Consider the following 25,586-nt stretch of genomic DNA (forward strand, 5'->3'; position numbering starts at 1 on the left):
ATCCGAGCCCGCCGCCCCCACGACACCACGGAGAAACCATGGCGCTCAAGAGCGTGCCGGACCAGAACGTCGCCGACCGCGTCACGGTCGAGCTGCGCGAGGCGATCTTCAGCGGCGATCTCGCGCCGGGCGAGCGGCTCGTCGAGCGCAAGCTCGCCGAACGCCTCGGCACGAGCCACATCCCGGTGCGCGAGGCGCTCACGCGCCTGACCCAGGAAGGCCTCGTCGAGCGGCTCCCCCACCGTGGCGCGCGCGTCGCCGCGCTCACGAGCCGCGACCTGGAGGAGATCTCGAGCCTGCGCACCCTGCTGGAGCAGTTCGCCGTCGTGCGGGTCCAGGACGCCTGGGACCCGGCGAAGGAGGCGAAGCTGCGCAAGACGGTCCAGCAGATGGTCCAGGCGGCGGAGAAGGGCAGCAACGCCCGCGTGTTCGAGCTCGACCGGCGCTTCCACGAGCAGCTCTGGGAGATGGCCGACCACCGCATGCTCATGACGCTCAACGCCCAGCTCCGCAGCCGCATCACCGGGTTCCTGCGCGCCGCGAACGCCGCGCTCGAACCCGAGGCGCGCGTCGCGCACGCGCGCACCCACGACCTCATCGTCGACGCCATCGCGGGCGGCGACCCGGACACGGCCCAGCGCGTCATGGCCGAGCACATCGGCGAGGCCGCCGCGCGCCTCGCGAGCCACACGGACGACGAGGCCGAGCCCGCCGCCGCGAACGGCTGACCGCTCGCGCTCGCAGGAGAAGCCCGGATGGCGGCACCGCCGCCACCCGGGGCATCCGTGCGCGCCCAGCCCGGCCCGCACGGTCCGTCGCGTCGCACGCCGACGGTCGTCCCGCGACCCTACTTTTGCTATAGCATCCCGTCAACACCGGCCCGGACCCTGGGATCCTGATGCACCTGCGCACCGCCACGCCCGACGACGTCCCCTCGCTCTACGCGCTGTGGGGCCGCGCGTTCGACGCGCCGCTCATGGTGCCGGTCTACGAGACGGACGACGACCGGCTCGACCGCACGCACGTCGCCCTCGACCCGCTCGACGGCGGGGTGGTCGGCTCGGTGTACTGGACGCCGCGCGAGCTCGGCGGGCCGGACGGCGACACTCTGCGGGCCGGCGGCGTCGCCAACGTCGCGATCGCCCCCGAGGCGCGGGGCCGGGGACTCGTCCGCGCACTGCTCGCGCGGGCCGTCGAGCAGATGGAGCAGGACGGCACGGACGTCGCGCTCCTGTTCACCGGCACCCCCGGCGTCTACCGGTCGAGCGGCTTCGAGACGTTCGACGTGCCGCTCCTGCGCGGCGCACCGCGTCCGGTCGACGACGCGGCGACCCACGCGGTGAACGGTCTCGCTGCCGAGTCGTTCCACCTTCCCACCCCAGGCGACGCGCCGTCCGGGCCGGGGGCGCCGCCGTCGGGCTCGGCGGACGACGCACCCCTGACTGTCCGCACCGACCGCCTGCCCGGCGTCCCGTGGCCCGCGTGGTCGGTCGCGCTGGGGTGGGAGCAGCTCGCCGTGTTGCACGACGCGTTCGACACGGTGGCCGACGGACCACGCCCCCTCGCCACCCGGCGCACCGCCGAGCACTGGGAGCGCCGCATCCCGCTCTGGTACTCCGGCGCCGAGGTGTTCACCGCACGGGCCGCCGACGGGCAGGTCGTGGGCTCCCTCGCCCTCGAGCCCGCGCCGGACGTGCTGAAGGTCCGCGAGCTCGGCGTCGACCCGGCGTCGGACCGCGCGCGCGACGTCGTCGACGCCCTCGCGCGCACCACGCTCCACCGCGCGGACCTGCACGGCTCCGCCACCGTCGAGGTGCGCCTCCCCGCGCACGCCCTGACCGACCGCTTCGCCGCCGCCGTCCTCGCCGCGCCCGTCGTCTCGACCGACACGACCGGCATGCTCCGGCCGGTCCGCGCGACGGCCGACGTCGTCGCGCACCTCCGCGACGCCGCCGCGACCGGGGTGGCCTTCCACTGGCCCGGCGACTACCTCTGACCGACTGACCCACACCACGAGGTAGAGCCCCGGTCCGCCGAGGTAGAGCCGCAGTTCGCCGAGGTAGACCCCTGGCCTGCCGAAGTAGAGCCGTGGTTCGCCGAGGTAGAGCCACGGCGGGCCGCAGCAGAGAACCCGCGCTGATGCCCGACGGCGCGCGCTCGGGACGAGGGGGTTGGTCCAGGTCGTCGCTGTGCAGCGCACGCGACACTTCCGTGTCGCGACATGGCGCCGCCCCGTCGATCAGGCGGTCCGGGCGCGTCCAGGTCGCCTCACGCACCCGTTTCGCCTGCTCGACCCGCCGGGACGGCCTGGTCGACGAGGCACCGGGCCGCCACCGGGGAGCCCCAGGCCCGGCGGTCGCCGAGTGGCGGGCGGGCATGGAGGTGAAGAGGCGACCGAGCCGGGCCTCCCGGCCCACGACCGCCAGACCGACCGACGGCGCACCGACCCAAGCCCCCGCGCGCCCAGGTCACACCGCGGCTCTACCTCGCGTGGCCGGAGCTCTACCTCGGCGAACCAGGGCTCTACTTCGCGTGACCGGAGCTCTACCTCGCGCGGCAACGGCTCTACCTCGGCAGACCACGGCTCTACCTCGGCGTGGCTGGCGTGCCGCCGTGTCCCGGGGTTCGCTTGCTATGGCAATCTTCCACACCCGACAACCACTCTGACCTGCGCCTACGCATTGCCGGCTGCTCTTGACGATGCCATAGCATCCGGCTACTCTCCGAGAGTCCGGTTCACCGTCGCAACGACGCGCACGAACCCGCTGACCCCCTACCCAGCACCGGAACCGCACGACCCCGCAGCACCGCTCCCCCGGAACACCCCGCAGCCCCGGGCCGCCGGAGCCATCGCGTCGCTCGCCCGCACGGCGTCCTCCCGACGTCACGAAGGGTGCCCCCGTTGTCCACTCCCCGATCCCAGACCCGCCCCGCGTCCGGCCACCCCGACGCGACCGATCCCACGACCACCGAGGCGGCGGCGTCGCCCTCGCGGCGCCACCTGCTGCGCGTCGCCGGCATCGCCTCCCTCGCCGCAGGCGCCGTCGCGCTCGGCACCGGCAGCGCCCACGCGGCGCCCCTCCCCGGCGCACCGCTCGCGACCAAGAAGGACGACAAGCCCGACGACGAGGTCCTCGTCGCCGCCTCCGTCGCCCAGCTCACCGGCTGGAGGGGCAAGAAGCTCGACGACGGCGCCGTCGTCCAGCTCCTCGGCCACGCGACCCCGGGCGACGGCGCGGCCCGCCTCATGCGCTACGACGCGAGGTCCACCGCGACCCCGAACGGCGGCACCGTCCTCGCCCCCACCGACGCCGGTGCCACCGGCCGCTGGCACACCCTCCATACCGGCACCGCGGACTTCCGCTGGTTCGGACTCTTCGGCCCCGAGAACCCCGCCGACGACGCCCTCGACGCCCTCGTGAACGACCCCAGCATCACCCGCATCGAGGCCCACACGGACCTCAACTTCACCCGCCGCCACACCTACACGCGCTCGAACCTCGAGCTCGACTTCGGCGGGCACACGGTCACGACGGAGGGCATCGAGCGCAACGCCCACGACAACCCGTTCGGGGCGGTCCTGTTCTTCCAGGGCCGCGTGACCGACGAGACGCAGCAGCGCACCCTCGCCGCGACGCTCCCCGACCTCGCGGACGTCTTCGAGGTCGCGGACGCGGGCGCGTTCGCCGTCGGGCAGTGGTGGGCGCTGCGCTCGGACGAGCGCCCGGGCGGCGGTGGGGACGAGCGTGAGCTCCAGCGCCTCGTCCAGGTCACGCAGGTGCTCGACGCGTCGCACGTGCGCGTCGACTACAAGAACGGCTGGGAGCTGCCCGCCGGGCGGGTGCTCACCTGGACGCGCGTCGAGCCCGTCGAGCAGGTGCACGTGCGCGCGATGACGTTCCACGGGTCCGGGCCCTTCGACGGCCCGGCGAACGGCGAGCTGCCCGACGACCGCGAGATGACCGGCTCCCACCCCGTCGCGTTCGAGTACGCGGTGCGCTGCGACGTCTCGGACGTGCACGGCCACCGCACGTGGTGGCCGGTGATCATGCGGCGCTGGAACACCCACTTCGTCACGGAGCGGTGCTCGGTCGCCAACCCGCCGACGGTCTTCTACGGCGGCGCCGGCTACCTCACGCAGCAGATCTACTGCCTCTACGGGCGGGTCTCCGACTGCACGAGCCACAACGCGCGGCACCTCAACGACCTCACGGCGTCGGCGTACTGCCTCGTGGAGAACTGCCACGGCGACGGGGACGACCAGGGCGGCAACCCGTTCACGACCCACGGCCAGTACGAGCACGACCTCGTGTTCGTCGGCAACAGCGGGCTCATGGACATCGCCAACTCGGGCGGTCAGTGGGGCACGGCGGCCAAGCGCATCACGGTCAAGCACCACACGTGCTCGTGGTTCGTCGCGGGCACCAAGATCACGGACCTCACGCTCGAGGACGTGCACGTCGTCGCACGGTCGACGTTCGACCCGCAGGCGACGCTCACGATCAACGCCGACGGCGCACAGGTGCGCGGCTGCACGGCCGGCTTCTTCGCCGTCGGGCAGCGGTCGTCGCTGTCGCGGCGCCCGACGGTCGTCGAGGACTGCGCGTTCGCGCTGCCTGCGGGGTCGGTGCTGCACCAGACGCCGGTGACGAACCCCGTGCACTTCGTGCGCACCCGCATCACGGGCGTGGACGGCACGATCCTGCGCGGCGCCGGCCCCGTGACGTTCACCGACTGCGAGCTCGTCGGCGGCACGGACGACGCCCCGGCCTCGCCGGTCGACCTCGGCTCGGCGGACGTGACCGTCACGGGCGGGTCGTGGCAGGGCGTGGGCGTGCGGCTCAGCGGCGCGCGCGACCAGCGGCTCGTGCTCGACGGCGTCCGGGCCGCGGGCACGACGACGGCCGGGGCCCTCGTCTCGCGCGGCACCGGCGCGGGTGCCGTGGACGTCACGCTCCGCGGCGCCGACCTGCGGACTGCCGACGGCACCGCGCACGTCGCGCTGCGCCCCGGGGACCGCTACGCCGCGACCGGGTCGCGGTTCACGGGCGGTCGCCTCGACCTGCCCGACGGCGTGCGCGTCCTCCATGCGCGCAACGTCGAGACCGGCGTCGACCGCGCGGGCCTGCCGACCGCGGGCGACGGCGTGCTCGTCGACGCGAACCTCACCGTGTGACCCGCCCGGGTGACGCCCGGGCACCTGATCCCCCTCCCCACCGACACCCGCGCCGTCGCGCCGGGCCGACGAAAGGACACCCCATGACCCTCGAGACCACGACCGAGCCGACGACGGCCGCGCCGGGCGAGGCCGCCCAGGCGCCCTCGCGGCGCCACCTGCTGCGCGTCGCCGGCATCGCCTCCCTCGCCGCAGGCGCCGTCGCGCTCGGCACCGGCAGCGCCCACGCGGCGCCCCTCCCCGGCGCACCGCTCGCGACCAAGAAGGACGACAAGCCCGACGACGAGGTCCTCGTCGCCACCACCGTCGCCCAGCTCACCGGCTGGAAAGCCAAGAAGCTCGACGACGGCACCGTCGCCCAGGTCCTCGGCCACGCCACCCCCGGCGACGGCGCCGCGCGCCTCGTGCGCTACGACGCGAAGTCCACCGCCGCCGCCAACGGTGGCACCGTCCTCGCCCCGAAGGACGCGGGAGCCAAGGGGCGCTGGCACACGCTGCACACCGGCACTGGAGACTTCCGCTGGTTCGGCCTCTTCGGCCCCGACACCCCCGCCGACGACGCCCTCGACGCCCTCGTGAACGACCCCAGCATCACCCGCATCGAGGCCCACACGGACCTCAACTTCACGCGGCGCCACACGTTCACGCGCTCGAACCTCGAGCTCGACTTCGGCAACCACCTCATGACGACCGAGGGCATCGAGGACGCCGGGCAGGACGACCCGTTCGCGGCCGTGCTGTTCTTCCGCGGGAAGGTCACGGACGACGTCCGGAAAAACACCCTGACGGCGACGATGCCGGAGCTGCGCGACGACTACGAGGTCGCGGACTCGTCGCAGTTCGAGGTGGGCCAGTGGTACGCGGTCGAGGTCAACGCGCTCGCCGGCCGGTGGGAGCGCGAGCTCCAGCGCCTCGTCCAGATCACGCAGATCGTCGACGCCACCCACGTGCGCGTCAACTACAAGGCGGGCTGGTCGCTCGCGAAGGGCCGCACGCTCACGTGGACGCGCGTCGAGCCGGTCGAGCAGGTGCACGTGCGCAACCTCGCGTTCCGCGGCCGGCCCGACGGCGACCAGTACACCGGCTCGCACCCGATCGCCTACGAGTACGCGGTGCGCTGCGACGTGGAGAACGTGCACGGCGTCGCGACGTTCTGGCCGCTCGTCATGCGCCGCTGGAGCACGTTCTTCCGCACGGCGGGCTGCTCGCTGACCAACCCGGCGTCGGTCACGTGGGGCGGCGCGGGCTACCTGACGCAGCAGATCTACTGCAACTACGGGCACGTCGTCGACTGCCACACGACCAACGCGCGGCACCTCAACGACTGGACCGCGTCGTCGTACGGGCTCGTGGAGAACTGCCACGGCGACGGCGACGACCAGGGCCCGTTCGTCACGCACGGCCAGTACGAGCACGACCTCACGTACGTGGGGAACTCGGGGCTCATGACGTTCGCCAACTCGGGCGCGGCCTGGGGTGGCGCGGCCAAGCGCATCACGGTGACGCGGCACGTGTGCTCGTGGTTCGTCGCGCGCGTCAAGGTCACCGACCTCACGCTCGAGGACGTGCAGGTCATCCGCAAGGACGGCCTCGCGGGCTCGGGGATGCTGTGGGTCAACGCCGACGGCGTGCAGCTCCGCGGCTGCCAGGCCGACGACACCCTGATCATCTCCCAGGCCTCGGCGCTGTCGAAGCGGCCCAACGTCATCGAGGGGTCGCGCTTCGCGGTCCTGCCGGACACCGCGATCACCCAGGCGAACGTCACGAACCCGGTGCACCTCGTGCGCACGACCCTCAACGGGCTGAAGAACGCGTCGTTCGCCGGGAAGGGCGCCGTCGTCCTCGACGCGTGCACGCTCGAGGCGGCCGAGGGCGAGGGGACGGTGACGGTGAGCGGCGACCTCACGGTGCGCGGCGGCGTCGTGCGCAACGTCGCGGTCGTCGCGGCGGGTGCGGCCGAGCAGACCGTCCGGCTCGACGGCGGCGCCCGGCTCGAGGGCAAGCCCGCGGGCGGGAGCTTCCTGCGCCGGGCGAAGGCGGACAAGCCGGTCACCTGGGCGCTCGACGGCGTCCGCAGCGCCGCGCCGTCGGGCGACACTGGGCACGTGAACCTCGACGCCGGTATCAACAACTGGTCCGCCACGGGCTCGACCTTCGCGGGCGGGACCCTGGCGCTCGCACCGTCCGCCCTGGGTGGCGACTCGTACGTCCTGCACAGCGGCAACGTCGAGCAGGACGTCACCCGCACGGCGTTCCCCGACGACGGCGACCGCGTCGTCACGACGGGCAACCTCGTCGTCTGACGAGCCCCCTCGTGCCGCTCTCCGCACCGGGCGCGACCCGGCGCGGTGAGCACCGCACGAGGCGAGACGACGAAGGGGCCGGGGGTGGTGAGTGCGGGTCGTGGCGGGCCTGGCGGGAGCGCCGCGAGGAACGAGCCGCGCGGATGGTAGACCCGCACTCACCACCCCCGGCCCCGACCCACGTCGACCACCGCGCCGGTGCCGCAGCCGCGACGCGAAAGGTCACAACTCCGCATCGCGTCGTGCGCGAGTTAACACGAGCGCCGATCTGGCGTAACATCGGCATGGCAGGCTTGCTATAGCAAATAGCAAACGAGGCCTGCCAGGGGCGGGAGACCCCCGCCCCGCAGGACCATCGCAACGGAGCAAGGACCGCACACGTGACCCCCACCCCCCAGCCTGTCACCGTCGCCCTCGTCGGCGCCGGGAACCGCGGACAGACGTACGCGCGCTGGATCGCCGAGCACCCGGAACGCGCCCGTCTGGTCGCCGTCGCCGACCCTCGGGCGCACCAGCGCGGGCTCGTCGTCGACCAGGCCGTCGCGGCCCAGGTCGACGTCCCCGTCGGCCCGACCGCCGCGCTCGCCGTCGACCCGGGTGCCGCGCGGCCGCAGGTCGCGGAGTTCGCGACCTGGCGCGACCTCGTCGCCGCGGGCGACGCCGACCGGGCCGCAGGGGGCACGGGCCGGCTCGCGGACATGGTGATCGTCGCGACGCAGGACCGCGAGCACCGCGACCCCGTCGTCGCGCTCGCACCGCAGGGGTACGCGATCCTCGTCGAGAAGCCGCTCGCGCCGAGCCCGGAGGAGTGCCGGGACGTCGTGGACGCGGTCGAGGCGTCGGGCGTGCTCTTCGGCGTCTGCCACGTGATGCGCTACATGCCGTACACGGACCTCGTGAAGTCCGTCGTCGACTCGGGCGTCCTGGGCGAGATCGTCAACGTCCAGCACCTCGAGCCCGTCGGCTGGTGGCACGACGCCCACTCCTACGTGCGCGGCCCGTGGCGCTCGGAGAAGACGTCGAGCCCGATGCTCCTCGCGAAGTCGAGCCACGACCTCGACTGGATCCGCTACGTCACGGGCAAGCGGATCGCGACGGTCGCGAGCTTCGGCTCCCTGAAGCACTTCCGGCCCGAGGAGCGGCCCGCGGGCGCGGCGGACCGCTGCCTGGACTGCCCGCTCGAGCCGACGTGCCCGTACTCGGCCCCGCGCCTGTACCTGTCGACGCTGCGCGAGAAGGGCCCGATCTGGCCGGTCTCCGTCATCACGGACGCGACCGACGAGGCGGGCGTCGTCGAGGCCCTGCGCACCGGCGACTACGGCCGCTGCGTCTACGCCTCGGACAACGACGTCGTCGACCACCAGGTCGTCGCCATGGAGCTCGAGGGCGGCGGCGCGGCGACGTTCACCATGACCGCGTTCTCCGAGCAGGACCACCGCAAGACCCAGATCTTCGGCACCCACGGGTGCCTCGACGGCGACGGGGAGAAGGTCCGCGTGACCGACTTCCGCGACGGCAGCGTCACCGTGCACGACGGCGGCCACCACGGCGCCACGAACGCCGCCGACGACCACGGCGGCGGCGACTCGGGGGTGATGGACGCGTTCGTGCGCGCCGTCGCGACGGGGGACCCGAGCCACGTCCGGTCGGGCGCCGTCGAGTCCCTGCAGAGCCACCTCGCCGTGTTCGCGGCCGAGGAGTCGCGCCACCGGCGCACCGTCGTCGACGTCCCGGCGCGCTGACGCGCCGGGCCCGACGACCGCACCACCACAGCACCACACCGCCCAGCAGCACCCCCACCCCCACCCGCCCACCCGGGCGGGACCTCACCAAGGAGACACGTCGATGACCCTGCGCACGACGAAGCGCCTCTGGACCGCCGCGCTCGCGGTCGGCACGCTCGGCGCGCTGAGCGCCTGCGCCGGCGGTGCCGGCGCCGGCAGCTCCACCCCCACGCCCGAGGACGGCGCCGCGTCCGGCTCCGTCACCATGTGGACGTACCCCGTCATCGCCGACGAGGCCGCCCACAAGGCCTTCTGGGACGAGCAGGTCGCCGCGTTCCAGGAGGAGAACCCCGACGTCGACGTCAAGGTCGAGATCTACCCGTGGGCCGGCCGCGACGAGACGCTCGCGACCGCGATCGCGGGCGACAAGGGCCCCGACGTCGTCTACCTCATCCCGGACCAGATCCCGAAGTACGGCAAGTCCCTCGCCGCCGTGGACAACTACGTCACGGACCAGGTGGGCGACCTGCGCGAGAACGCGTCGAAGGCCGTCACGGTCGACGGCGCGATGCTCGGCTCGCCGCTGATCATGAACAGCAAGCCGCTCGTGTGCAACGCCGCGGCGTTCGAGGCCGTCGGCGAGGCGGGCAACTACCCCGAGACGTGGGACGACCTCATGGCGCTCGCGCCGACGTTCCAGGCCGCCGGCTACGACGTCACCAACTACTGGGGCTCGGTCGACGCGACGCTCAACGAGTCCTTCTACCCGCTGCTGTGGCAGGCGGGCGGGTCCGTGTTCTCCGAGGACGGCTCGTCGGTCGCGTTCGACTCCCCCGAGGGCGTCGAGGCGCTGCAGTTCGCGGTCGACCTCGCCGAGGGCGGGTACATCGAGAAGGACCTGCTGACGACCATCCCCGCGTTCGAGCAGACGAACACCGCCAAGGGCAAGATCGCGTGCACCTGGCAGCAGGGCCCGGCCGACGTCGCGGGCTTCTGGGGCGAGGAGAACGTCGTCGTGCTCCCGCCGCTCAAGGAGGCGGAGGCGGTCGCGTTCGGCACCGTCGGCTCGCTGTCCGTGCTCAAGACGGCGGACAGCCTCGACGCCGCGGGCAAGTGGGCCGCGTTCGCGACCTCGCCCGAGGTGAGCGCCGAGTACGCCCAGGCCGCCGGCTGGTTCTCGCCGTACGAGAGCGAGTCGGGCCTGTACGCCGACGACGCGGTGCTGTCCGCGCTCGAGGAGACGCTCCAGTACACGACCGCGGGCGAGGTCAACGAGAAGTCCCGTGAGGTCATGGGCGTGCTCGCCCCGGAGCTCCAGGCCGCGCTCATCGGCGAGAAGACGCCGGAGCAGGCCCTGAAGGACGCGGCCGCGGCGGCGAACCCGCTGCTCGGCTGACCGACGCCGCGGCGCGGGCAGCCGTCCCCCCTGCTGCCCGCGCCGCGGTACCTCGCGGTACGAGAGGAGAACCCATGACCGCGACCGCCCCCACCTCGGACGGGCTGACCGCCGACGGGGCCGACCGCCGCCCGGCGCCGAAGCCCCCGCGCGGCACGACCCGCCGCGTCCTGGAGCGCCGAGAGGCGAGGATCGGCCTGCTGTTCGCCCTCCCCGCGTTCCTGCTGTTCCTGCTGTTCCGCTTCGGCCCGGCGATCGCCGGCGTCGCGCTGAGCTTCTTCGACTACACCATCGGCGTCGGCGCCGAGTGGACGGGCGTCGAGAACTTCCGGCGCATGGTCGACGACCCGATCTTCTGGTCGGCGCTGCGCGTCACGGTCGTGCTGAGCGTGCTCATCGTCCCCGTGTCGCTCGCCATCTCGACGTTCATGGCGCTCATGGTGCGCCGCTCGTTCCGCGGCTCCGGCTTCTACCGCTCGGTGTTCTTCCTGCCCGTGGTCACGAGCCTCGTGCTCGCCGCGACCGTGTTCACGTGGGTGTTCTCCACGAACGGCCCGTGGTCGAAGCTCATGGGCGCGCTCGGGTTCTCGACCGACTCCTGGCTGGGCGACACGCTGCTCGTGCTGCCCGCGCTCGCGATGGTCGCGATCTGGTCGCGCTTCGGCTACGGGATGCTCATCCTCCTCGCGCGCATGCAGGACCTGCCGCGCGAGCTCGAGGAGGCCGCCGCGATCGACGGCGCCGGGCCGTGGAAGCGGTTCTGGTTCATCATCGCGCCGCAGCTCAAGCCGACCCTGTTCTTCCTCGCCGTCATCGAGACGACGGCGTCGTTCCAGATCTTCGACCTCGTCTACGTCATGACGGCGGGCGGCCCCGCCCGGGCGAGCTACAACCTCGTCTTCTACATCTACGACCAGGGCTTCAAGTACTTCGACCTCGGCTACGCGAGCGCGCTCGGCGTCGCGCTGTTCGTCGTCACTCTGGTCGTCGCCCTGATCCAGCGCTACGCCATCGGGAGGGACAAGTGACCGCCGTCGACCCCACCACCACCGGGCGGGTGCTCGAGGGCGCCGCGATGCCCGTGCGCCCCGCCGCGACCCGCCGCCGGCGCGGCCGCAAGGGCGCGAGCGACCTGTCGCTGCGCGGCAAGGTGCTGCGCTACGCCGTGCTCTCGCTCGCCGCCGTCGTGACGATCTTCCCGTTCTACGCGATGGTCGTGCTGTCGCTGAAGCCGGCCGCCGCGATCGACTTCCCCGCGTCGCTCCTGCCGACGAACCTCACGACCGAGGCCTACGGCCGCGTGCTCGGCGCGGGCAACATCGGCACCTGGCTCGTCAACACGCTCGTGTACTCCGTCGTGTCCGTGGTCGCGGTGCTGCTGCTCGCGTCGATGGCCGGCTACGCGTTCGCGAAGAAGAAGTTCCCCGGGCGCGAGGCGATGTTCTGGTCGTTCCTCGCGATGGTCATGGTCCCGTACCACGTGACGCTCATCCCGACGTTCATCCTCATCGCGCAGGCGGGCGGGCTCGACACCTACTGGGGCCTGATCCTGCCGACGCTCGCGAACGCGCAGGCCGTGTTCCTCATGCGGCAGTTCATCCTCGACCTGCCCGACGAGCTGTTCGAGGCCGCGAAGCTCGACGGCGCCTCGGAGTGGCGCATCTTCCTGCGCATCGTGCTGCCGCTGTGCAAGCCGATCCTCGCGACGCTCGGCACGTTCGTCTTCCTGTGGCACTGGAACGACTTCCTGTGGCCGCTCATCATCGGCCAGGGCACCGACCACTGGACGCTGACCGTCGGCATCGCCTCGCTCCAGCAGCAGGACGTGCCGCTCAACATGGTGCTCGCGGGCGCCACCATCTCGTTCGTTCCGATCTTCGCCTCGTACCTCGTGGCCCAGCGCTTCTTCGTCGAGGGCGTCACCTCGTCCGGCATCAAGGGATGACTCACCACATGACCACGCAGACCAGCACCACCGCCCTGAAGGCCCCGACGTCCGTCGCGGAGCTCGAGGAGCTGCTCACGACGCCGTCGCCCGCCCTCGTGGAGGACCTGGCCGCCCGCTCGGGCGACCTCGTCATCCTCGGCGCGGGCGGGAAGATGGGCCCGAGCCTCACCGTCCTCGCCCGCCGGGCGCTCGACGCGGCCGGGCGCACGGGCGACGCCGTGCACGCCGTCTCGCGGTGGTCCGACCCCGAGCAGGCCGACCGCCTGCGCGACGCCGGGGTGAACGTCGTCGCGACCGACCTGCTCGCGCCCGACGCGGACCTCGCCGCCCTGCCCGACGGCGCCGACGTCGTCTACATGGTGGGCGCCAAGTTCGGCACGTCGTCCGCGCCGTCGCTCGCGTGGGCCGCGAACGCGGCCCTCGTGCACGACGTCGCGCGCCGCTACGCCGACTCCACCATCGCGGCGTTCTCCACCGGGAACGTCTACCCGCTCGTGCCCGTCGAGTCCGGCGGGTGCTCGGAGGAGCACCCCGTCGGGCCGGTCGGCGAGTACGCGATGAGCTGCCTCGGCCGCGAGCGCGTGCTCCAGCACGCCGCGCTCTCGCGCGGCACGAAGGTCGTGACGATCCGCCTCAACTACGCCGTCGACCTGCGCTACGGCGTCCTGTTCGACGTCGCGTCGCCGATCCTCGCGGGCGAGCCCGTGGACCTCACGACCGGGCACGTCAACGTCGTGTGGCAGGGGTACGCGAACGAGGTCGCGCTGCGCTCGCTCGCGCTCGCGTCGTCGCCCGCGACGGCGATCAACCTCACCGGCCCGGAGACGGCGTCGGTGCGGCGCCTCGCGGAGCTCCTCGGCCGCGGCCTCGACCGCGAGGTGTCGTTCACGGGCGAGCCCGCCCCGACGGCGCTGCTCAACGACGCGACGCGCTGCCACGAGCTGTTCGGCTACCCGCAGGTGCCGCTGCGCACGCTCGTGGACTGGCAGGCGCAGTGGCTCGCGGCCGGCCTGCCGACGAGCGGCAAGCCGACGAAGTTCGCCGTGCGCGACGGGGCGTTCTGATGACGGCCCCCACCACCCCCGCCGCGGCGTCGGCCACCCCGCGCCTCGCCGACGACGTCGCCGCGCTCCTGCGTGCGGGCACGGTCATCCCGGCCCAGCCCCTCGCGCTCGACGCCGACCGTCGTCTCGACGAGCGCCGCCAGCGCGCGCTCACGCGGTACTACCACGCGGCGGGCGCGGGCGGCGTGGCCGTCGGCGTCCACACGACGCAGTTCGAGATCCGCGAGCACGGGCTCCTGCGGCCCGTGCTCGAGCTCGCGGCCGAGGTGTCGCGCGCGACGGTCGCGGGCGACGCGCCCGCGGGCTCGCTGCACACCGGGCCCCGCCCGCTCGTCCAGGTCGCGGGCGCGGCCGGCGACGTGCGGCAGGCCGTCGCGGAGGCGGAGCTCGCGGCGTCGCTCGGCTACGACGCGGTGCTGCTCGCGCCGCGCGTGCCCGGTCTCACCGGCTCGCGCGAGGAGGTCGAGCGCGTGCTGCTCGACCGCGCCCGCGCCGTCGGCGAGGTGCTGCCCGTCATCGGGTTCTACCTCCAGGAGGCGATCGGCGGCCCGCGCCTGTCCGTCGGCTTCTGGCGCGAGTACGCGTCGATCGAGGCGGTCGTCGCGATCAAGGCCGCGCCGTTCCACCGCTACCGCACGATCGACGTGCTGCGCGGCGTCGCCGCGTCGGGTCGCGGCGACGAGATCTCGCTGTACACGGGCAACGACGACGCGATCGTCGCCGACCTCACGCAGCGTCTCGACGTCCCGGTGACCGACGCCGAGGGGCGCGCCTCGACCTTCGCGGCCCGGTTCGTGGGCGGTCTGCTCGGCCAGTGGGCGGTCTGGACCCGGGGCGCGGTCGAGACGCTCGCGCTCGCGCACGCGGCGCACGGCATCGGCCCCGACGGCGGGGCCACCGTGCCCGACGCCGCCGCCCTGGCGACCCTCACCGCGCGCGCGGCCGGGCTCACCGACGCGAACGCGGCCGTCTTCGACGCGGCGCACGACTTCGCGGGCGTCATCGCGGGCGTGCACGAGGTGCTGCGCCGCCAGGGTCTGCTCGACGGCATCTGGTGCCTCGACCCGGCCGAGACCCTCTCCCCCGGGCAGGCCGACGAGCTGACGCGGGTGACGGCGTCGTACCCGTGGCTCGCGGCCGCGGACGACGCGCTCGTCGCGGAGCACCTCGAGGACTGGCTGCGGTGACCGGCGCGCCCGGCACGGAGACCGCCACGGGCCCCGGCCCGGGGACCGGGGCGGCCCGCGCGGTCGTCGCCGTCGCGCCGTGGCTGCGCGCCGAGCTGTTCGCCCCGGACGTGTGGGAGCGCCTGGCCGGCGCGGGCCCGTTCGACGTCGTCGACGAGCCGCGCGCGCTGGGCGCCGCGCTCGACCGGCTGAGCCCCGCGGCGCGCGAGCGTGTCGACGCGCTCGTCGTCTCCTGGGGCACGCCGCCCCTGGACGCGGACCTCCTGGACCGGCTCCCCGGTCTGCGGCTCGTCGCGCACACGGGCGCCTCGGTCAAGCCGTTCGTCACGCCCGCGCTGTGGGAGCGCGGGGTCCGCGTGACGCAGGCGGGCCAGGCGATGGCTCGCCCGGTCGCCGAGGTCTCCGTGACGTTCGCGCTCGCGCTGCTCCACCAGGTCCCCGCGTTCCACAACGCCCTGCACGACGGCGTCCCGTGGGCCGACGCGGAGGCCGCACCCCCGCGGTACGAGATCGCGGGCACACGCGTCGGCGTCGTCGGGGCGTCGCGCACCGGGCGCGCGGCGATCGCGGTGCTGCGCGCGCTCGGCGCGGAGGTCGTGGTCGCCGACCCGACCCTCTCCCCCGCCGACGCCGCCGCGCTGGGCGCGACGCTCGTCGGGCTCGACGAGCTGCTCGCGACGAGCCGCGTGACGATGCTGCACGCGCCCGTGCTGCCCGAGACCCATCACCTGCTCGGCGCGCGTGAGCTCGCGCTCCTGCCCGACCACGCCGGGCTGGTCAACACCGCACGGTCGTGGCTCACGGACGAGGACGCGCTCGTCCGCGAGCTCGCGAGCGGGCGGATCAGCGCCGCCCTCGACGTCTACGACGCCGAGCCGCTGCCCCAGGACCACCCGCTGCGCCGCCTGCGGAACGTGCTCCTCACCCCGCACCACGCCGCCGCGACCGTGCAGGGCCGGCTCGCGCAGGGCGCGATCGTCGTCGACGAGCTCGCCCGCTTCCGCGCGGGCGAGCCGCTGGTGCACGAGGTCCGCGCGACCGACCTCGACCGCATGGGCTGAGCCTCCCGCGCTGCGCCACGACCGGGGCCGACGTCGAGGTGTACCGCGCCCCGCTCGGACCGCTGCGAGAATCGGGGGCGTGAGCGAGACCCCCGACCCCCGCACCGACTGGCGGCCGCACGTCGCCGACCCGGCCGCCCGACCGCCGTCGACCCTGCCCCACGTCGTGTTCTTCGAGCCGCGCATCCCGGGGAACACGGGCAACGCGATCCGCCTCGCCGCGGTGACCGGGGCGCGTCTGCACCTCGTCGAGCCGCTGGGCTTCGACCTGGACGAGCCCAAGCTGCGGCGCGCGGGGCTGGACTACCACGACCTCGCGAGCGTCGAGGTGCACGCGGACCTGGACGCCGCGCTGGCGACCCTCCCGGGCCGGGTCTTCGCGTTCACGACGCGCGCGACGACGTCGTTCACCGACGTGACGTACCGGCCGGACGACGTCCTGCTGTTCGGCCCCGAGCCGACGGGCCTGCCCGACGACGTGCTGGCCCACGAGCGGATCACGGACCAGCTGAAGATCCCCATGCTGCCCGGTCGCCGCTCGCTCAACCTCACCAACGCGGCGTCGATCGCCGTCTACGAGGCGTGGCGCCAGACGGGCTTCGCCGGCGGTTCCTGACCGCGGCACCCGACCGGCCCACCCGCCCGGCATCCCGTGAGTGCATGAGACAGTCGCGCCCGAAGGCCTCGGACGCGACTGTCTCATGCACTCAGCGGGGGCGGGGTCAGACGAGGTCGCGCACCGTCGCGTACTGGTCCCGGATCGCCGGGACCGGGTCGGCCTCGACCACCGTGGCCGACGACGCGGCCCAGGTGGGCGGGGCGACGTCCGCCCCGGAGCCGCCCGCCTCGTGCGCGGCGAGGACCCACGCCGCCTGGCGCGCGGCGCCATCGGCCACGTACTCGCCGGGCTCGGGGACCGTGACGGGCAGGCCGAGGACCTGCGGCGCGATGCGCCGGACCGCCTCGGACTGCGCGCCGCCGCCGATGAGCTGCACGCGCTCGACCCGGACGCCGAGCGCCCGCAGCGCGTCGAGCCCGTCCGCGAGGCCGCACAGCATGCCCTCGACGTACGCGCGCGCGAGGTGCTCCGGCGTCGACGTGCCGAGCCGGATGCCGTGCAGCGTGCCCGACGCGTCGGGACGGTTGGGCATGCGCTCGCCCTCCAGGTACGGCACGAGCACGAGCCCGTCCGCGCCGGGGGGCGCCTGGAGCGCGAGCCGCGACAGCCCCGCGTGGTCGACGCCGAGCACGGCGCGCGCCGCGTCGAGCACCCGGCTCGCGTTGAGCGTCACGGCGAGCAGCAGGTACCGGCCCGTCGCGTCGGAGAACCCGTTGACGAGCCCGGAACCGTCCGCCGTGCGGTCGTCGGTCACGGCGGACACGACGCCCGACGTCCCGATCGACACCGCGACGTCGCCCGCGACCATGCCGAGGCCGAGCGCCGCACCGGCGTTGTCGCCCGCGCCGGGGCCGAGCAGCGTGCCGCCGTCGACCGCGCTCCCGGCGACCGAGGGGTGCGCGACGCCCGCCGTCGCGGACGGCCCGACGACGCGCGGAAGCACGACGTCGGTCCGTCCGAGCGCGAGCTCCAGCAGGTCGAGGCGGTACGCGCCCCGGCCGTCGGGCCCGTCGTCCCTCGTCGCGTCGTAGTAGCCCGTGCCCGACGCGTCGGACGCATCCGTGACGAGCGCGTCGAGGTCCGGCCCGAGCGGCGCGGACTCGTCGCCCGCCGGGCCGTACCCCGCGATGCGCCACGTGAGCCAGTCGTGCGGCAGCGCGACGGCGGCGACGCGCGCCGCGTTCTCCGGCTCCGCGTCGCGCAGCCAGCGCAGCTTGGTCACCGTGAGCGACGCGACCGGCACGGACCCGATCGCGTCGGCCCACGCCTGGGCGCCCGCCTCGGTCGCGGACTCGACCCGGTCGTGGGCGTCGGGGACGCCCTCGGCGAGGCGCGCCTCGCCGAGCTCGCGGATCAGGTCGCGCGCCGCGGGCGCGGAGCGCGTGTCGTTCCACAGGAGCGCGTCGCGCACGACGTTGCCGTCCGCGTCGAGCGCGACGAGACCGTGCTGCTGGCCGCCGACGGCGAGCGCCGCGACGTCGTCCAGGCCGCCCGCCGCGGACGCGGCCTCGCGGAACGCGTCCCACCACGCGTCGGGGTGGACCTCGGTGCCGTCGGGGTGCTTGGCCGAGCCGGTGCGCACGAGGGCGCCCGTCCCGGCGTCGCGCACGAGGACCTTGCAGGACTGCGTGGACGTGTCGACGCCGGCGACGAGCACGCGCTCGCCGCCGGCGTCGGACGTCCTGGCGTCGGTGGCCACCTCAGCCGATGAGGTGCTCGAGCGCGAGCTGGTTGAGGCGCACGAAGCCGAAGTCGCGGTTCGCCGCGGCGTCGACGTCGAACTCCTCGTACGCGCTGCGGTCCGCGAGCAGGTCGGCGACGGACTCGCCCTCGCCCAGCGTGGACTGTCCCAGCTCGAAGACGCCCGAGTGCGCGAACGCCTCCTGGACGCGGCTGTCGGCGCGGTACGCCGCGGCCTTGCGCGCGAGCAGGCGGTAGGTCTCCATGTTGGCGCGCGCGGAGTCCCACACGCCGACCTCGTTCTCGGTGCGCGACGGCTTGTAGTCGAAGTGGCGCGGGCCCGTGTACGTGGGGCCGCCGTTCGGGAAGCCGTTCTCGAGCAGGTCGACCGTGAAGAACGCGGAGAGCAGGTCGCCGTGGCCGAACACGAGGTCCTGGTCGAACTTGATCGAGCGCTGGCCGTTGAGGTCGATGTGGAAGAGCTTGCCCGCCCACAGCGCCTGCGCGATGCCGTGCGTGTAGTTGAGGCCCGCCATCTGCTCGTGGCCCGTCTCCGGGTTGAGGCCCACGATGTCGCCGTTGTCGAGCTTCGCGATGAGGCCGAGCGCGTGGCCGATGGTCGGCAGGAAGATGTCGCCGCGGGGCTCGTTCGGCTTGGGCTCGAGCGCGATCTTGAGGTCGTAGCCCTTCTCCTTGATGTACGCCGCGGTGAGGTCGATGCCCTCGGCGTAGCGCTCGTGCGCGGAGTGCAGGTCCTTGGCGCCGTCGTACTCGGTGCCCTCGCGGCCGCCCCACATGACGAACGTCTTCGCGCCGAGCTCGGCGGTGAGGTCGACGTTGCGCAGCACCTTGCGCAGGGCGTAGCGGCGCACGCCGCGGTCGTTCGACGTGAGGCCGCCGTCCTTGAAGACGGGGTGGCTGAACAGGTTGGTCGTCACCATCTCGATGACGAGGCCCGTGTCCTCGGCGGCCTGGCGCACCGCGCCGAGGCGCTTCGTGCGCTCCTCGTCGTCGGAGCCGAACGGGACGACGTCGTCGTCGTGGAACGTGAAGCCCCACGCGCCGAGGTCGGCCAGGCGACGCACCGACTCGGCCGGGTCGAGCTCCGGGCGGCTCGCGCTGCCGAACTGGTCCTGCGCGGTCCAGCCCACGGTCCACAGACCGAAGGAGAAGTTGATGTCCTGGATGGGCTCGTCGGCCACGGTGGTCTCCTCGTCGAGAGGGCCGGAGCGACGTCGGTCGACCCCGGCCTATTTATGTCTTACGGCTGAACTTATCCGCACGGGTCGGTAAGGTCAAGACCGTGAACCGCAGCGTCGCGACCCGGACGGGTCCCCCAGCAGCCCGCCAGGCCACGCTGCGCGAGCACAACCTCGCCCTGGTCGCGCGAGCCGTGTTCGAGGCGTCGCACCCGTGCTCACGGGCCGACATCGCCGGCGCGAGCGGCCTCACGCGCGCCACCGTCTCGACGCTCGTCGACCGGCTCGTCGCCGCCGGCATCGTGGCCGAGCTGCCGCCGGCCACCCCGCAGCGCGCCGGGCGGCCCGCCGTCCCGCTCGCCCCCGCGCCGCGCACCCTCGTGGGGCTGGGGCTCGAGGTGAACGTCGACTACCTCGGCGGCCGGGTGCTCGACCTCACCGGCGCCGTCGTCGCGGAGCACGTCGACCCGGACGACCTCCACGACAGCGACCCCACCGCGGTGCTGGCCCGCCTCGGCCGCATCGCGCACGACCTGCTCGCGCAGGTCCGCGCCGACGGCATGACGGTCGCGGGCGCACGCCTCGCCCTGCCCGGCCTCGTCGACCCCCGCGCCGGGCGGCTGGAGGTCGCGCCCAACCTCGGCTGGTCCCACCTCGACCCCGTCCGCCTCCTCGGGCTCGGCCCCGACGTCGCCGTCGAGATCGGCAACGAGGCCAAGCTCGCCGCGCTCGCCCAGGCGAGCCACGGCGTCGTGCCCGACGACGCGAGCGGCCCCGCGCCCTCGACGTACCTCTACGTGTCGGGCGACGTGGGCATCGGGTCCGCGATCGTCGTCGACCGCCGCCTGTTCCACGGCCGCCACGGCTGGACGGGCGAGGTCGGGCACGTCGTCGTCGACCCGCGCGGCCCCCGGTGCCGCTGCGGCGCGACGGGCTGCCTCGAGCAGTACGCGGGCAAGGACGCGCTCCTGCGCGGCGCGGGCCTGCCCGTCGACGCGCCCACCGGGGCGCTCGTCGCCGCCCTCGACGCCGGCGAGCCGGACGCCCTCGCCGCGGTCGAGCGCGCCGGGACCGCGCTCGGCAGCGCGCTCGCCGACTACGTCAACCTCGTGGACATCGACACCGTCCTACTGGGCGGCATCTACCCCGCGCTCCTGCCCTACCTGCGCGCCGCCGCCGAGGCCGAGCTCCGGGCGCGCGTCCTCGCCGCCCCCTGGACCGACGTCGTGCTGCTGCCCGCGCCGGTCGGCGACCACGCCGCGCTCACGGGCGGCGCGCGCGAGGTGCTGCGCGGCGTCGTCGAGGACCCGAGCGCCTGGGTCGCCGAGGACTGATCCCCGGGCGCGCGCCGGTGGTGCGCGCCCAGGGGCCCGCGTCAGGCCAGGTCGAGCCCGACCGCCGCCCACGAGAGCGCCGGGAGCGTCAGCCGCACCTCGCCGTCCTCGACGCGCGCGCCGAGCGGCACGGGGCGGACGGGCTGCGCGTCCCGCGTGTTGGTCACGAACCGGTCGTGCCCCTCGGGGACCGTCAGCACGACGGCGTCGCGCACCGCGCGCACCCCACCCGCGGCGAGCGTGACCTCGACAGGGTGCTCCGGGTCACGGTTCACGCAGAACACCTCGACACGACCGTCGGCGGTCGTCGTCGCGGAGACGTCGACGACGGGCACGTCGCCGTACGCGGCGGTCGGGACGGTCGGGCAGTCCGCGGCGACGCGCAGCGCGGCGCCCCGCGCACGGGCGGCCGTGATCGCGAAGGGCCAGAAGATGGTCTGCCGCCACGCGTCGGCGTCGGGCTCGGTGCGGATCGGCGCGATGACGTTGACGAGCTGCGCCTGGTTCGCCATCGAGACCCGGTCCGCGTGCCGGACGAGCGAGTTGAGCAGGCTCCCGACGACGACGGCGTCCGCCACCGCGTACTCGTCCTCGATGATCCGCGGCGCGACGTTCCACGCGCCCGTCAGCAGCGGCTCCTTGTCCCGCTCGTTGAAGCGGTCGAGGTACCACACGTTCCACTCGTCGACGCTGATGCCGAGCCGCCGACCCTGCATCCGGTCGCCGAGCGCCGCCTCCTCCTCGTCGAGGATCCCCGCGACGGTCGCGATGTAGCGGTCGAGCCCGACGCCGGACGCGAGGAAGGAGGGCAGGTCGCCCGGGGTCTCTTCGTAGTAGGCGTGCAGCGACACGTGGTCGACGAGCCCGGCGGTCTGGCGGACCACCTCGCGCTCCCAGTCCCCGAACGTCGGCTGGTCGGCCGACGACGACCCCGCCGCGACGAGCTCGACCGTCGGGTCGACGAAGCGCATCAGCCGCGCGGTCTCGGCCGCGAGCCGGCCGTACTCGTGGGCCGTCTTGTGGCCGATCTGCCAGTCGCCGTCCATCTCGTTGCCGAGGCACCACAGGCGGAAGCCGAACGGGTCCGGCGCGCCGTTCGCCCGCCGCTCGTCGGACAGCGCGGTACCGCCCGGGTGGTTGCAGTACTCGAGGAGCTGCGCCGCCTCGGCCGCGCCGCGCGTGCCGAGGTTGACCGCCATCATGACCTCGAGCCCCGCGCGCTCGGCCCACCCGGCGAACTCGTGCAGCCCGACCTGGTTGGTCTCGATGCTGTGCCAGGCGGCGTCCAGCCGGACCGGGCGCTGCTCGCGCGGGCCGACGGAGTCCTCCCACCGGAAACCGGAGACGAAGTTCCCGCCCGGGTAGCGCACGACCGTCGCACCCAGCTCGCGCACGAGCTCGAGCACGTCGCCGCGGAAGCCGTCGGCGTCGGCCGAGGGGTGCCCGGGGTCGTGGATCCCCCCGTACACGCAGCGCCCCATGTGCTCGACGAACGTGCCGAACAGCCGCGGAGAGACGGCGCCCACGGCGTCGTCCGGATCGATCTGGATGCGTGCGTGGGTCATGGTCCTCGTCTCGTGGGTCGGTGCCGACGGGTCGACGGCGGGGCTCTGCGGTGCGCGGGCGACGCTCAGCGACGTGTGGCCGCGGCGGGCGGGGGTGCGGTGCTCGCGCGCTCGACGAGACGGGTGGGCACGAGCCGCGTCCCGGTCTCGGCGACGCCGTCGTGCACCTGGCGCAGGACCTGCTCGACGCACCGACGCCCCACCTCGGCGAAGTCCTGGTGGACGGTCGTCAGAGGCGGCAGGAACTCGCTCGACTCGGGCAGGTCGTCGAACCCGACGACGCTCACGTCCTGCGGCACGCGCCGGCCCGCGTCGTGCAGGGCGCGCACGAGCCCGAGCGCCATCTGGTCGTTCGCGACGAACACCGCGGTCACGTCGTCGTCCTCGGCGAGCCGCCGCCCGGCCTCGTAGCCCGACGCGGGCGACCAGTCGCCCCGCTCCGGCTCGGGCACCGGACGGCCGGCGCGCTCCAGCGTCTCGCGCCACGCGACGGCCCGGCGCTCGGCCGCGAAGGAGCTCTCCGGGCCGGCGAGGTGGTGGACGGTGCGGTGGCCGAGGTCGAGCAGGTGCTGCACCGCCTGGCGGGTGCCGTCCGCCTGGTCCGTGTCGACGACGGCGTACGCGTCGCCGGCGTCGGAGTCGGCGACCACGACCTTCACCCCGGGCGGGAGGTTGACTCGCGCCACGTCGAGCAGGTGCACCTCCATGAGGAGGATGATCGCGTCGACGGCCAGCTCGCCGAGGCGCGTGAACGCGCCGTGCACGCCACCCTGGGTCGGCGCGGCGACGGGAATGACGGTGATCGCGTAGCCCTGGGCGGCCGCGGACGTCGCGATGGCCTCGAGCGTGCGGACGTTGCCCGTGGTCGCGAGCGAGAAGAGGATCACGCCGATGGTCCGGAACGTGCCGCTCTTGAGCGCGCGGGCCGCGCTGTTCGGCCGGTAGTCGAGCTCGGCCATCGCGGCGAGCACGCGGGTCCGCGTCTCCTCCACGACCCCGGGGTGCCCGTTGGCGACGCGCGACACGGTCTGCGCGGACACCCCGGCCATCCGGGCGACGTCGGCCATCGACACGCGGCGGACGTCGTGCGGCCGGCGGGCCCGGGCCGGCTCGACGGCGGGGACCGTCTCGGCGACCGGAGCGGTCCGCCGCTGCGGCGCCGTCGTCGTGACGGGGGCGTCGTCGTCGAGCCGGTTGGTCATCCGTCGTCCTCGCGGTCAGTGGCGGCACAGCTCCAGCGCTGGTTCGGCGCCGTCGCGCCGACGTCGACCACCCTAAGCGATGTTTGCGCAAACATCGAATGTCGTGCATGCTGATGTTTGCGTAAACAAGGGCGACGACCGGCGTCCCCTTCCCCCGACGACGAGGACACAGCATGACGACGACGTCCCCACCCGTGGCAGGAGCGTCCCTGCCATCGGTCGACGCACCTTCGTCCCCCCGCACCCGACGCCACCGGCGCTCGTGGGTCGGCTGGGGCTTCGTGGGTCCGTTCATGGCCGTGTTCGCCCTGGTGTTCCTCGCACCCATCGCGTACTCCCTGTACCTGAGCCTGTTCCGCACGCAGATGGTCGGCGGCACGCACTTCGTGGGCCTCGACAACTACGCCCGGGCGTTCTCGGACCCGCAGTTCTGGGAGGCGCTCGGGCGCGTCAGCCTCTTCCTCGTGGTCCAGGTGCCGATCATGCTCGGCCTCGCGCTGCTCGTCGCCCTCGCGATCGACAGCGGCCGGCTCTACGGCAAGTCGTTCTTCCGCATCTCGATCTTCCTGCCGTACGCCGTCCCGGCCGTCGTCGCGACGCTCATGTGGGGCTTCATGTACGGCACGCGGTTCGGGCTCGTCGGCAACATCAACGACGCGCTCGGCGTCTCGCTGCCCAACCCGCTCTCCCCCGACCTCGTGCTCGCCTCGATCGGCAACATCGTGACCTGGGAGTTCGTGGGCTACAACATGCTCATCTTCTACTCGGCGCTGCGGGTGATCCCCACCTCGCTGTACGAGGCCGCGGAGCTCGACGGGGCCAGCCAGTGGCGCATCATCTCGGCGATCAAGCTGCCCGCGATCCGCGGCGCGCTGGTCATCGCGACGATCTTCTCGATCATCGGCTCCTTCCAGCTCTTCAACGAGCCGAGCATCCTGCAGGCGCTCGCCCCGAACGCGATCACGACGTACTTCACCCCGAACCTGTACGCGTACTCGCTGTCCTTCTCCGGGCAGCAGTACAACTACTCGGCCACGGTCGCGATCATCATGGGCGTCGTCACGATGATCGTCGCCTACGTGGTCCAGCTCCGCGGCATGCGCAAGGAGGCCTGAGACCATGACCACCGCGACCCCCACGGCCTCCGCCGCGTCCCGCCCCGGACCGAAGCCCGTCCGCCTCCGCACGCCCCGGCGTGCCGCGTACTCCGCCGACAAGCCCCGCCGCAGCGTGCTGCTCACCGTCCTGACCGGCGTCGTGCTCGTGTACTCGCTCGTCCCGCTCGTCTGGCTCGTCGTCAACGCGACGAAGACCCAGCCCGACCTCTTCGACAGCTTCGGGCTGTGGTTCGGCAGCGAGTTCGCGCTGGTCGACAACGTCGTCCAGACGCTCACCTACGACGACGGCATCTTCGTCCGCTGGCTCGCCAACACCCTGCTCTACGTGGTCGTGGGCGCCGGCGGGGCCACGTTCCTCGCCGTGATGGGCGGGTACGCGCTCGCCAAGTTCGACTTCCCCGGCAAGCGAGGCGTGTTCGCGACCGTCATCGGCGCCGTCGCGGTGCCGGGCACGGCGCTCGCCGTGCCGACGTTCCTCATGTTCAGCCAGATGGGCCTGACGAACACTCCCTGGGCCGTGATCATCCCGTCGCTGATCTCCCCGTTCGGCCTCTACCTCATGTGGACCTACGCCGCCGAGTCGGTGCCCCAGGAGCTGCTGGAGGCCGCCCGCGTCGACGGCGCCAACGAGGCCCGCACGTTCTTCCAGGTGTCCCTGCCGCTGCTCGCGCCCGGCATCGTCACCGTCCTGCTCTTCACCATGGTCGCGACCTGGAACAACTACTTCCTGCCGCTGATCATGCTCAAGGACCCCGACTGGTACCCGCTGACCCTCGGGCTCAACGCGTGGAACGCCCAGGCGGCCACCGCGGGCGGGCAGGCGATCTTCAACCTCGTCATCACCGGCGCGGTCCTGACGATCCTGCCCCTCGTGATCGCGTTCCTGTTCCTGCAGCGCTACTGGCAGTCCGGCCTCGCGGCCGGCTCCGTCAAGGAGTGACGGTCCGGCGCCGGACCGTCCACCCACCCGCCGGCACCCCGGCGCACACCCCCACCCGCACCACCCCACG

19 protein-coding genes are annotated in these 25,586 nt (G+C 73.7%); 15 read left to right on the forward strand and 4 right to left on the reverse strand.

Features of this window, described 5'->3' with window-relative positions; genetic code table 11:
• The first annotated feature begins 38 nt into the window (after positions 1 to 38).
• The 12 genes from ACZ4MO_RS10915 to ACZ4MO_RS10970 all read left to right on the forward strand — a co-directional run bounded on the left by ACZ4MO_RS10915 (position 39) and on the right by ACZ4MO_RS10970 (position 16,475).
• Positions 39 to 728: a GntR family transcriptional regulator gene (locus ACZ4MO_RS10915; protein ID WP_043653767.1), complete on the forward strand. Its 690-nt coding sequence runs from the start codon at positions 39 to 41 to the stop codon at positions 726 to 728.
• Positions 729 to 898: 170 nt separating this feature from the next.
• Entirely contained in the window at positions 899 to 1,996 is a 1,098-nt protein-coding gene (locus ACZ4MO_RS10920) for a GNAT family N-acetyltransferase (protein ID WP_175007663.1), read from the forward strand.
• Positions 1,997 to 2,902: 906 nt separating this feature from the next.
• A complete protein-coding gene (locus ACZ4MO_RS10925; protein ID WP_222592335.1) occupies positions 2,903 to 5,176 on the forward strand; it encodes a peptidase C14 in 2,274 nt (757 codons plus the stop codon).
• A gap of 83 nt (positions 5,177 to 5,259) precedes the next feature.
• A complete protein-coding gene (locus ACZ4MO_RS10930) occupies positions 5,260 to 7,479 on the forward strand; it encodes a peptidase C14 (protein ID WP_186810325.1) in 2,220 nt (739 codons plus the stop codon).
• Positions 7,480 to 7,859: 380 nt separating this feature from the next.
• Complete coding sequence (locus tag ACZ4MO_RS10935) at positions 7,860 to 9,221, forward strand: Gfo/Idh/MocA family oxidoreductase (protein ID WP_175007662.1); 1,362 nt, start codon at positions 7,860 to 7,862, stop codon at positions 9,219 to 9,221.
• A gap of 103 nt (positions 9,222 to 9,324) precedes the next feature.
• Positions 9,325 to 10,599 (forward strand): ABC transporter substrate-binding protein, encoded by a 1,275-nt coding sequence (locus ACZ4MO_RS10940; protein ID WP_499278860.1) that lies wholly within the window; start codon positions 9,325 to 9,327, stop codon positions 10,597 to 10,599.
• 74 nt (positions 10,600 to 10,673) lie between these two features.
• Positions 10,674 to 11,627 (forward strand): carbohydrate ABC transporter permease, encoded by a 954-nt coding sequence (locus ACZ4MO_RS10945; protein ID WP_083385437.1) that lies wholly within the window; start codon positions 10,674 to 10,676, stop codon positions 11,625 to 11,627.
• Complete coding sequence (locus ACZ4MO_RS10950) at positions 11,624 to 12,544, forward strand: carbohydrate ABC transporter permease (RefSeq protein ID WP_255436962.1); 921 nt, start codon at positions 11,624 to 11,626, stop codon at positions 12,542 to 12,544. Before ACZ4MO_RS10945 ends, ACZ4MO_RS10950 begins: the two co-directional genes overlap by 4 nt.
• Positions 12,545 to 12,552: 8 nt before the next feature.
• Complete coding sequence (locus tag ACZ4MO_RS10955; RefSeq protein WP_222592334.1) at positions 12,553 to 13,611, forward strand: NAD-dependent epimerase/dehydratase family protein; 1,059 nt, start codon at positions 12,553 to 12,555, stop codon at positions 13,609 to 13,611.
• Entirely contained in the window at positions 13,611 to 14,798 is a 1,188-nt protein-coding gene (locus ACZ4MO_RS10960; RefSeq protein ID WP_222592333.1) for a dihydrodipicolinate synthase family protein, read from the forward strand. Before ACZ4MO_RS10955 ends, ACZ4MO_RS10960 begins: the two co-directional genes overlap by 1 nt.
• A complete protein-coding gene (locus ACZ4MO_RS10965; RefSeq protein ID WP_175007659.1) occupies positions 14,795 to 15,859 on the forward strand; it encodes an NAD(P)-dependent oxidoreductase in 1,065 nt (354 codons plus the stop codon). Before ACZ4MO_RS10960 ends, ACZ4MO_RS10965 begins: the two co-directional genes overlap by 4 nt.
• 79 nt (positions 15,860 to 15,938) lie before the next feature.
• The gene (locus ACZ4MO_RS10970; protein WP_499278863.1) at positions 15,939 to 16,475 is read left to right on the forward strand and encodes a tRNA (cytidine(34)-2'-O)-methyltransferase; all 537 of its coding nucleotides are present in this window, start codon (positions 15,939 to 15,941) and stop codon (positions 16,473 to 16,475) included.
• Between the two features lie 106 nt (positions 16,476 to 16,581).
• Here ACZ4MO_RS10970 and ACZ4MO_RS10975 read toward each other — a convergent pair whose 3' ends face one another.
• Complete coding sequence (locus tag ACZ4MO_RS10975) at positions 16,582 to 18,177, reverse strand: xylulokinase (protein WP_255436961.1); 1,596 nt, start codon at positions 18,175 to 18,177, stop codon at positions 16,582 to 16,584.
• A 1-nt stretch (position 18,178) separates the two neighbouring features.
• Positions 18,179 to 19,360, reverse strand: coding sequence for a xylose isomerase (gene xylA / locus ACZ4MO_RS10980; RefSeq protein WP_249355793.1), 1,182 nt, complete (start codon positions 19,358 to 19,360; stop codon positions 18,179 to 18,181).
• A 101-nt stretch (positions 19,361 to 19,461) separates the two neighbouring features.
• On the opposite strand from xylA, the gene ACZ4MO_RS10985 reads away from it, so the two are divergent.
• Positions 19,462 to 20,691 (forward strand): ROK family protein, encoded by a 1,230-nt coding sequence (locus tag ACZ4MO_RS10985; RefSeq protein ID WP_175007658.1) that lies wholly within the window; start codon positions 19,462 to 19,464, stop codon positions 20,689 to 20,691.
• 41 nt (positions 20,692 to 20,732) lie between these two features.
• Here ACZ4MO_RS10985 and arfA read toward each other — a convergent pair whose 3' ends face one another.
• Both arfA and ACZ4MO_RS10995 read right to left on the reverse strand, forming a co-directional pair.
• Positions 20,733 to 22,256 (reverse strand): arabinosylfuranosidase ArfA, encoded by a 1,524-nt coding sequence (gene arfA / locus ACZ4MO_RS10990; RefSeq protein ID WP_171467486.1) that lies wholly within the window; start codon positions 22,254 to 22,256, stop codon positions 20,733 to 20,735.
• A gap of 65 nt (positions 22,257 to 22,321) precedes the next feature.
• Positions 22,322 to 23,458 (reverse strand): LacI family DNA-binding transcriptional regulator, encoded by a 1,137-nt coding sequence (locus ACZ4MO_RS10995; RefSeq protein ID WP_081599966.1) that lies wholly within the window; start codon positions 23,456 to 23,458, stop codon positions 22,322 to 22,324.
• A gap of 293 nt (positions 23,459 to 23,751) precedes the next feature.
• On the opposite strand from ACZ4MO_RS10995, the gene ACZ4MO_RS11000 reads away from it, so the two are divergent.
• The gene (locus ACZ4MO_RS11000; RefSeq protein WP_499278866.1) at positions 23,752 to 24,573 is read left to right on the forward strand and encodes a carbohydrate ABC transporter permease; all 822 of its coding nucleotides are present in this window, start codon (positions 23,752 to 23,754) and stop codon (positions 24,571 to 24,573) included.
• 4 nt (positions 24,574 to 24,577) lie between these two features.
• Positions 24,578 to 25,516, forward strand: coding sequence for a carbohydrate ABC transporter permease (locus ACZ4MO_RS11005; RefSeq protein ID WP_043654299.1), 939 nt, complete (start codon positions 24,578 to 24,580; stop codon positions 25,514 to 25,516).
• The last annotated feature ends 70 nt before the right edge of the window (positions 25,517 to 25,586 follow it).

This window comes from Sphaerisporangium cinnabarinum (assembly GCF_055567015.1).

Excerpts from the sequence above, each read along its gene's own strand:
- ACZ4MO_RS10915 (WP_043653767.1), top strand. The coding sequence starts at position 39 with ATGGCGCTCAAGAGCGTGCCGGACCAGAACGTCGCCGACCGCGTCACG.
- ACZ4MO_RS10920 (WP_175007663.1), top strand. The coding sequence starts at position 899 with ATGCACCTGCGCACCGCCACGCCCGACGACGTCCCCTCGCTCTACGCG.
- ACZ4MO_RS10930 (WP_186810325.1), top strand. The coding sequence starts at position 5,260 with ATGACCCTCGAGACCACGACCGAGCCGACGACGGCCGCGCCGGGCGAG.
- ACZ4MO_RS10940 (WP_499278860.1), top strand. The coding sequence starts at position 9,325 with ATGACCCTGCGCACGACGAAGCGCCTCTGGACCGCCGCGCTCGCGGTC.
- ACZ4MO_RS10945 (WP_083385437.1), top strand. The coding sequence starts at position 10,674 with ATGACCGCGACCGCCCCCACCTCGGACGGGCTGACCGCCGACGGGGCC.
- ACZ4MO_RS10955 (WP_222592334.1), top strand. The coding sequence starts at position 12,553 with ATGACCACGCAGACCAGCACCACCGCCCTGAAGGCCCCGACGTCCGTC.
- ACZ4MO_RS10960 (WP_222592333.1), top strand. The coding sequence starts at position 13,611 with ATGACGGCCCCCACCACCCCCGCCGCGGCGTCGGCCACCCCGCGCCTC.
- arfA (WP_171467486.1), bottom strand. The coding sequence starts at position 22,256 with ATGACCCACGCACGCATCCAGATCGATCCGGACGACGCCGTGGGCGCC.
- ACZ4MO_RS10995 (WP_081599966.1), bottom strand. The coding sequence starts at position 23,458 with ATGACCAACCGGCTCGACGACGACGCCCCCGTCACGACGACGGCGCCG.
- ACZ4MO_RS11000 (WP_499278866.1), top strand. The coding sequence starts at position 23,752 with ATGGCCGTGTTCGCCCTGGTGTTCCTCGCACCCATCGCGTACTCCCTG.
- ACZ4MO_RS11005 (WP_043654299.1), top strand. The coding sequence starts at position 24,578 with ATGACCACCGCGACCCCCACGGCCTCCGCCGCGTCCCGCCCCGGACCG.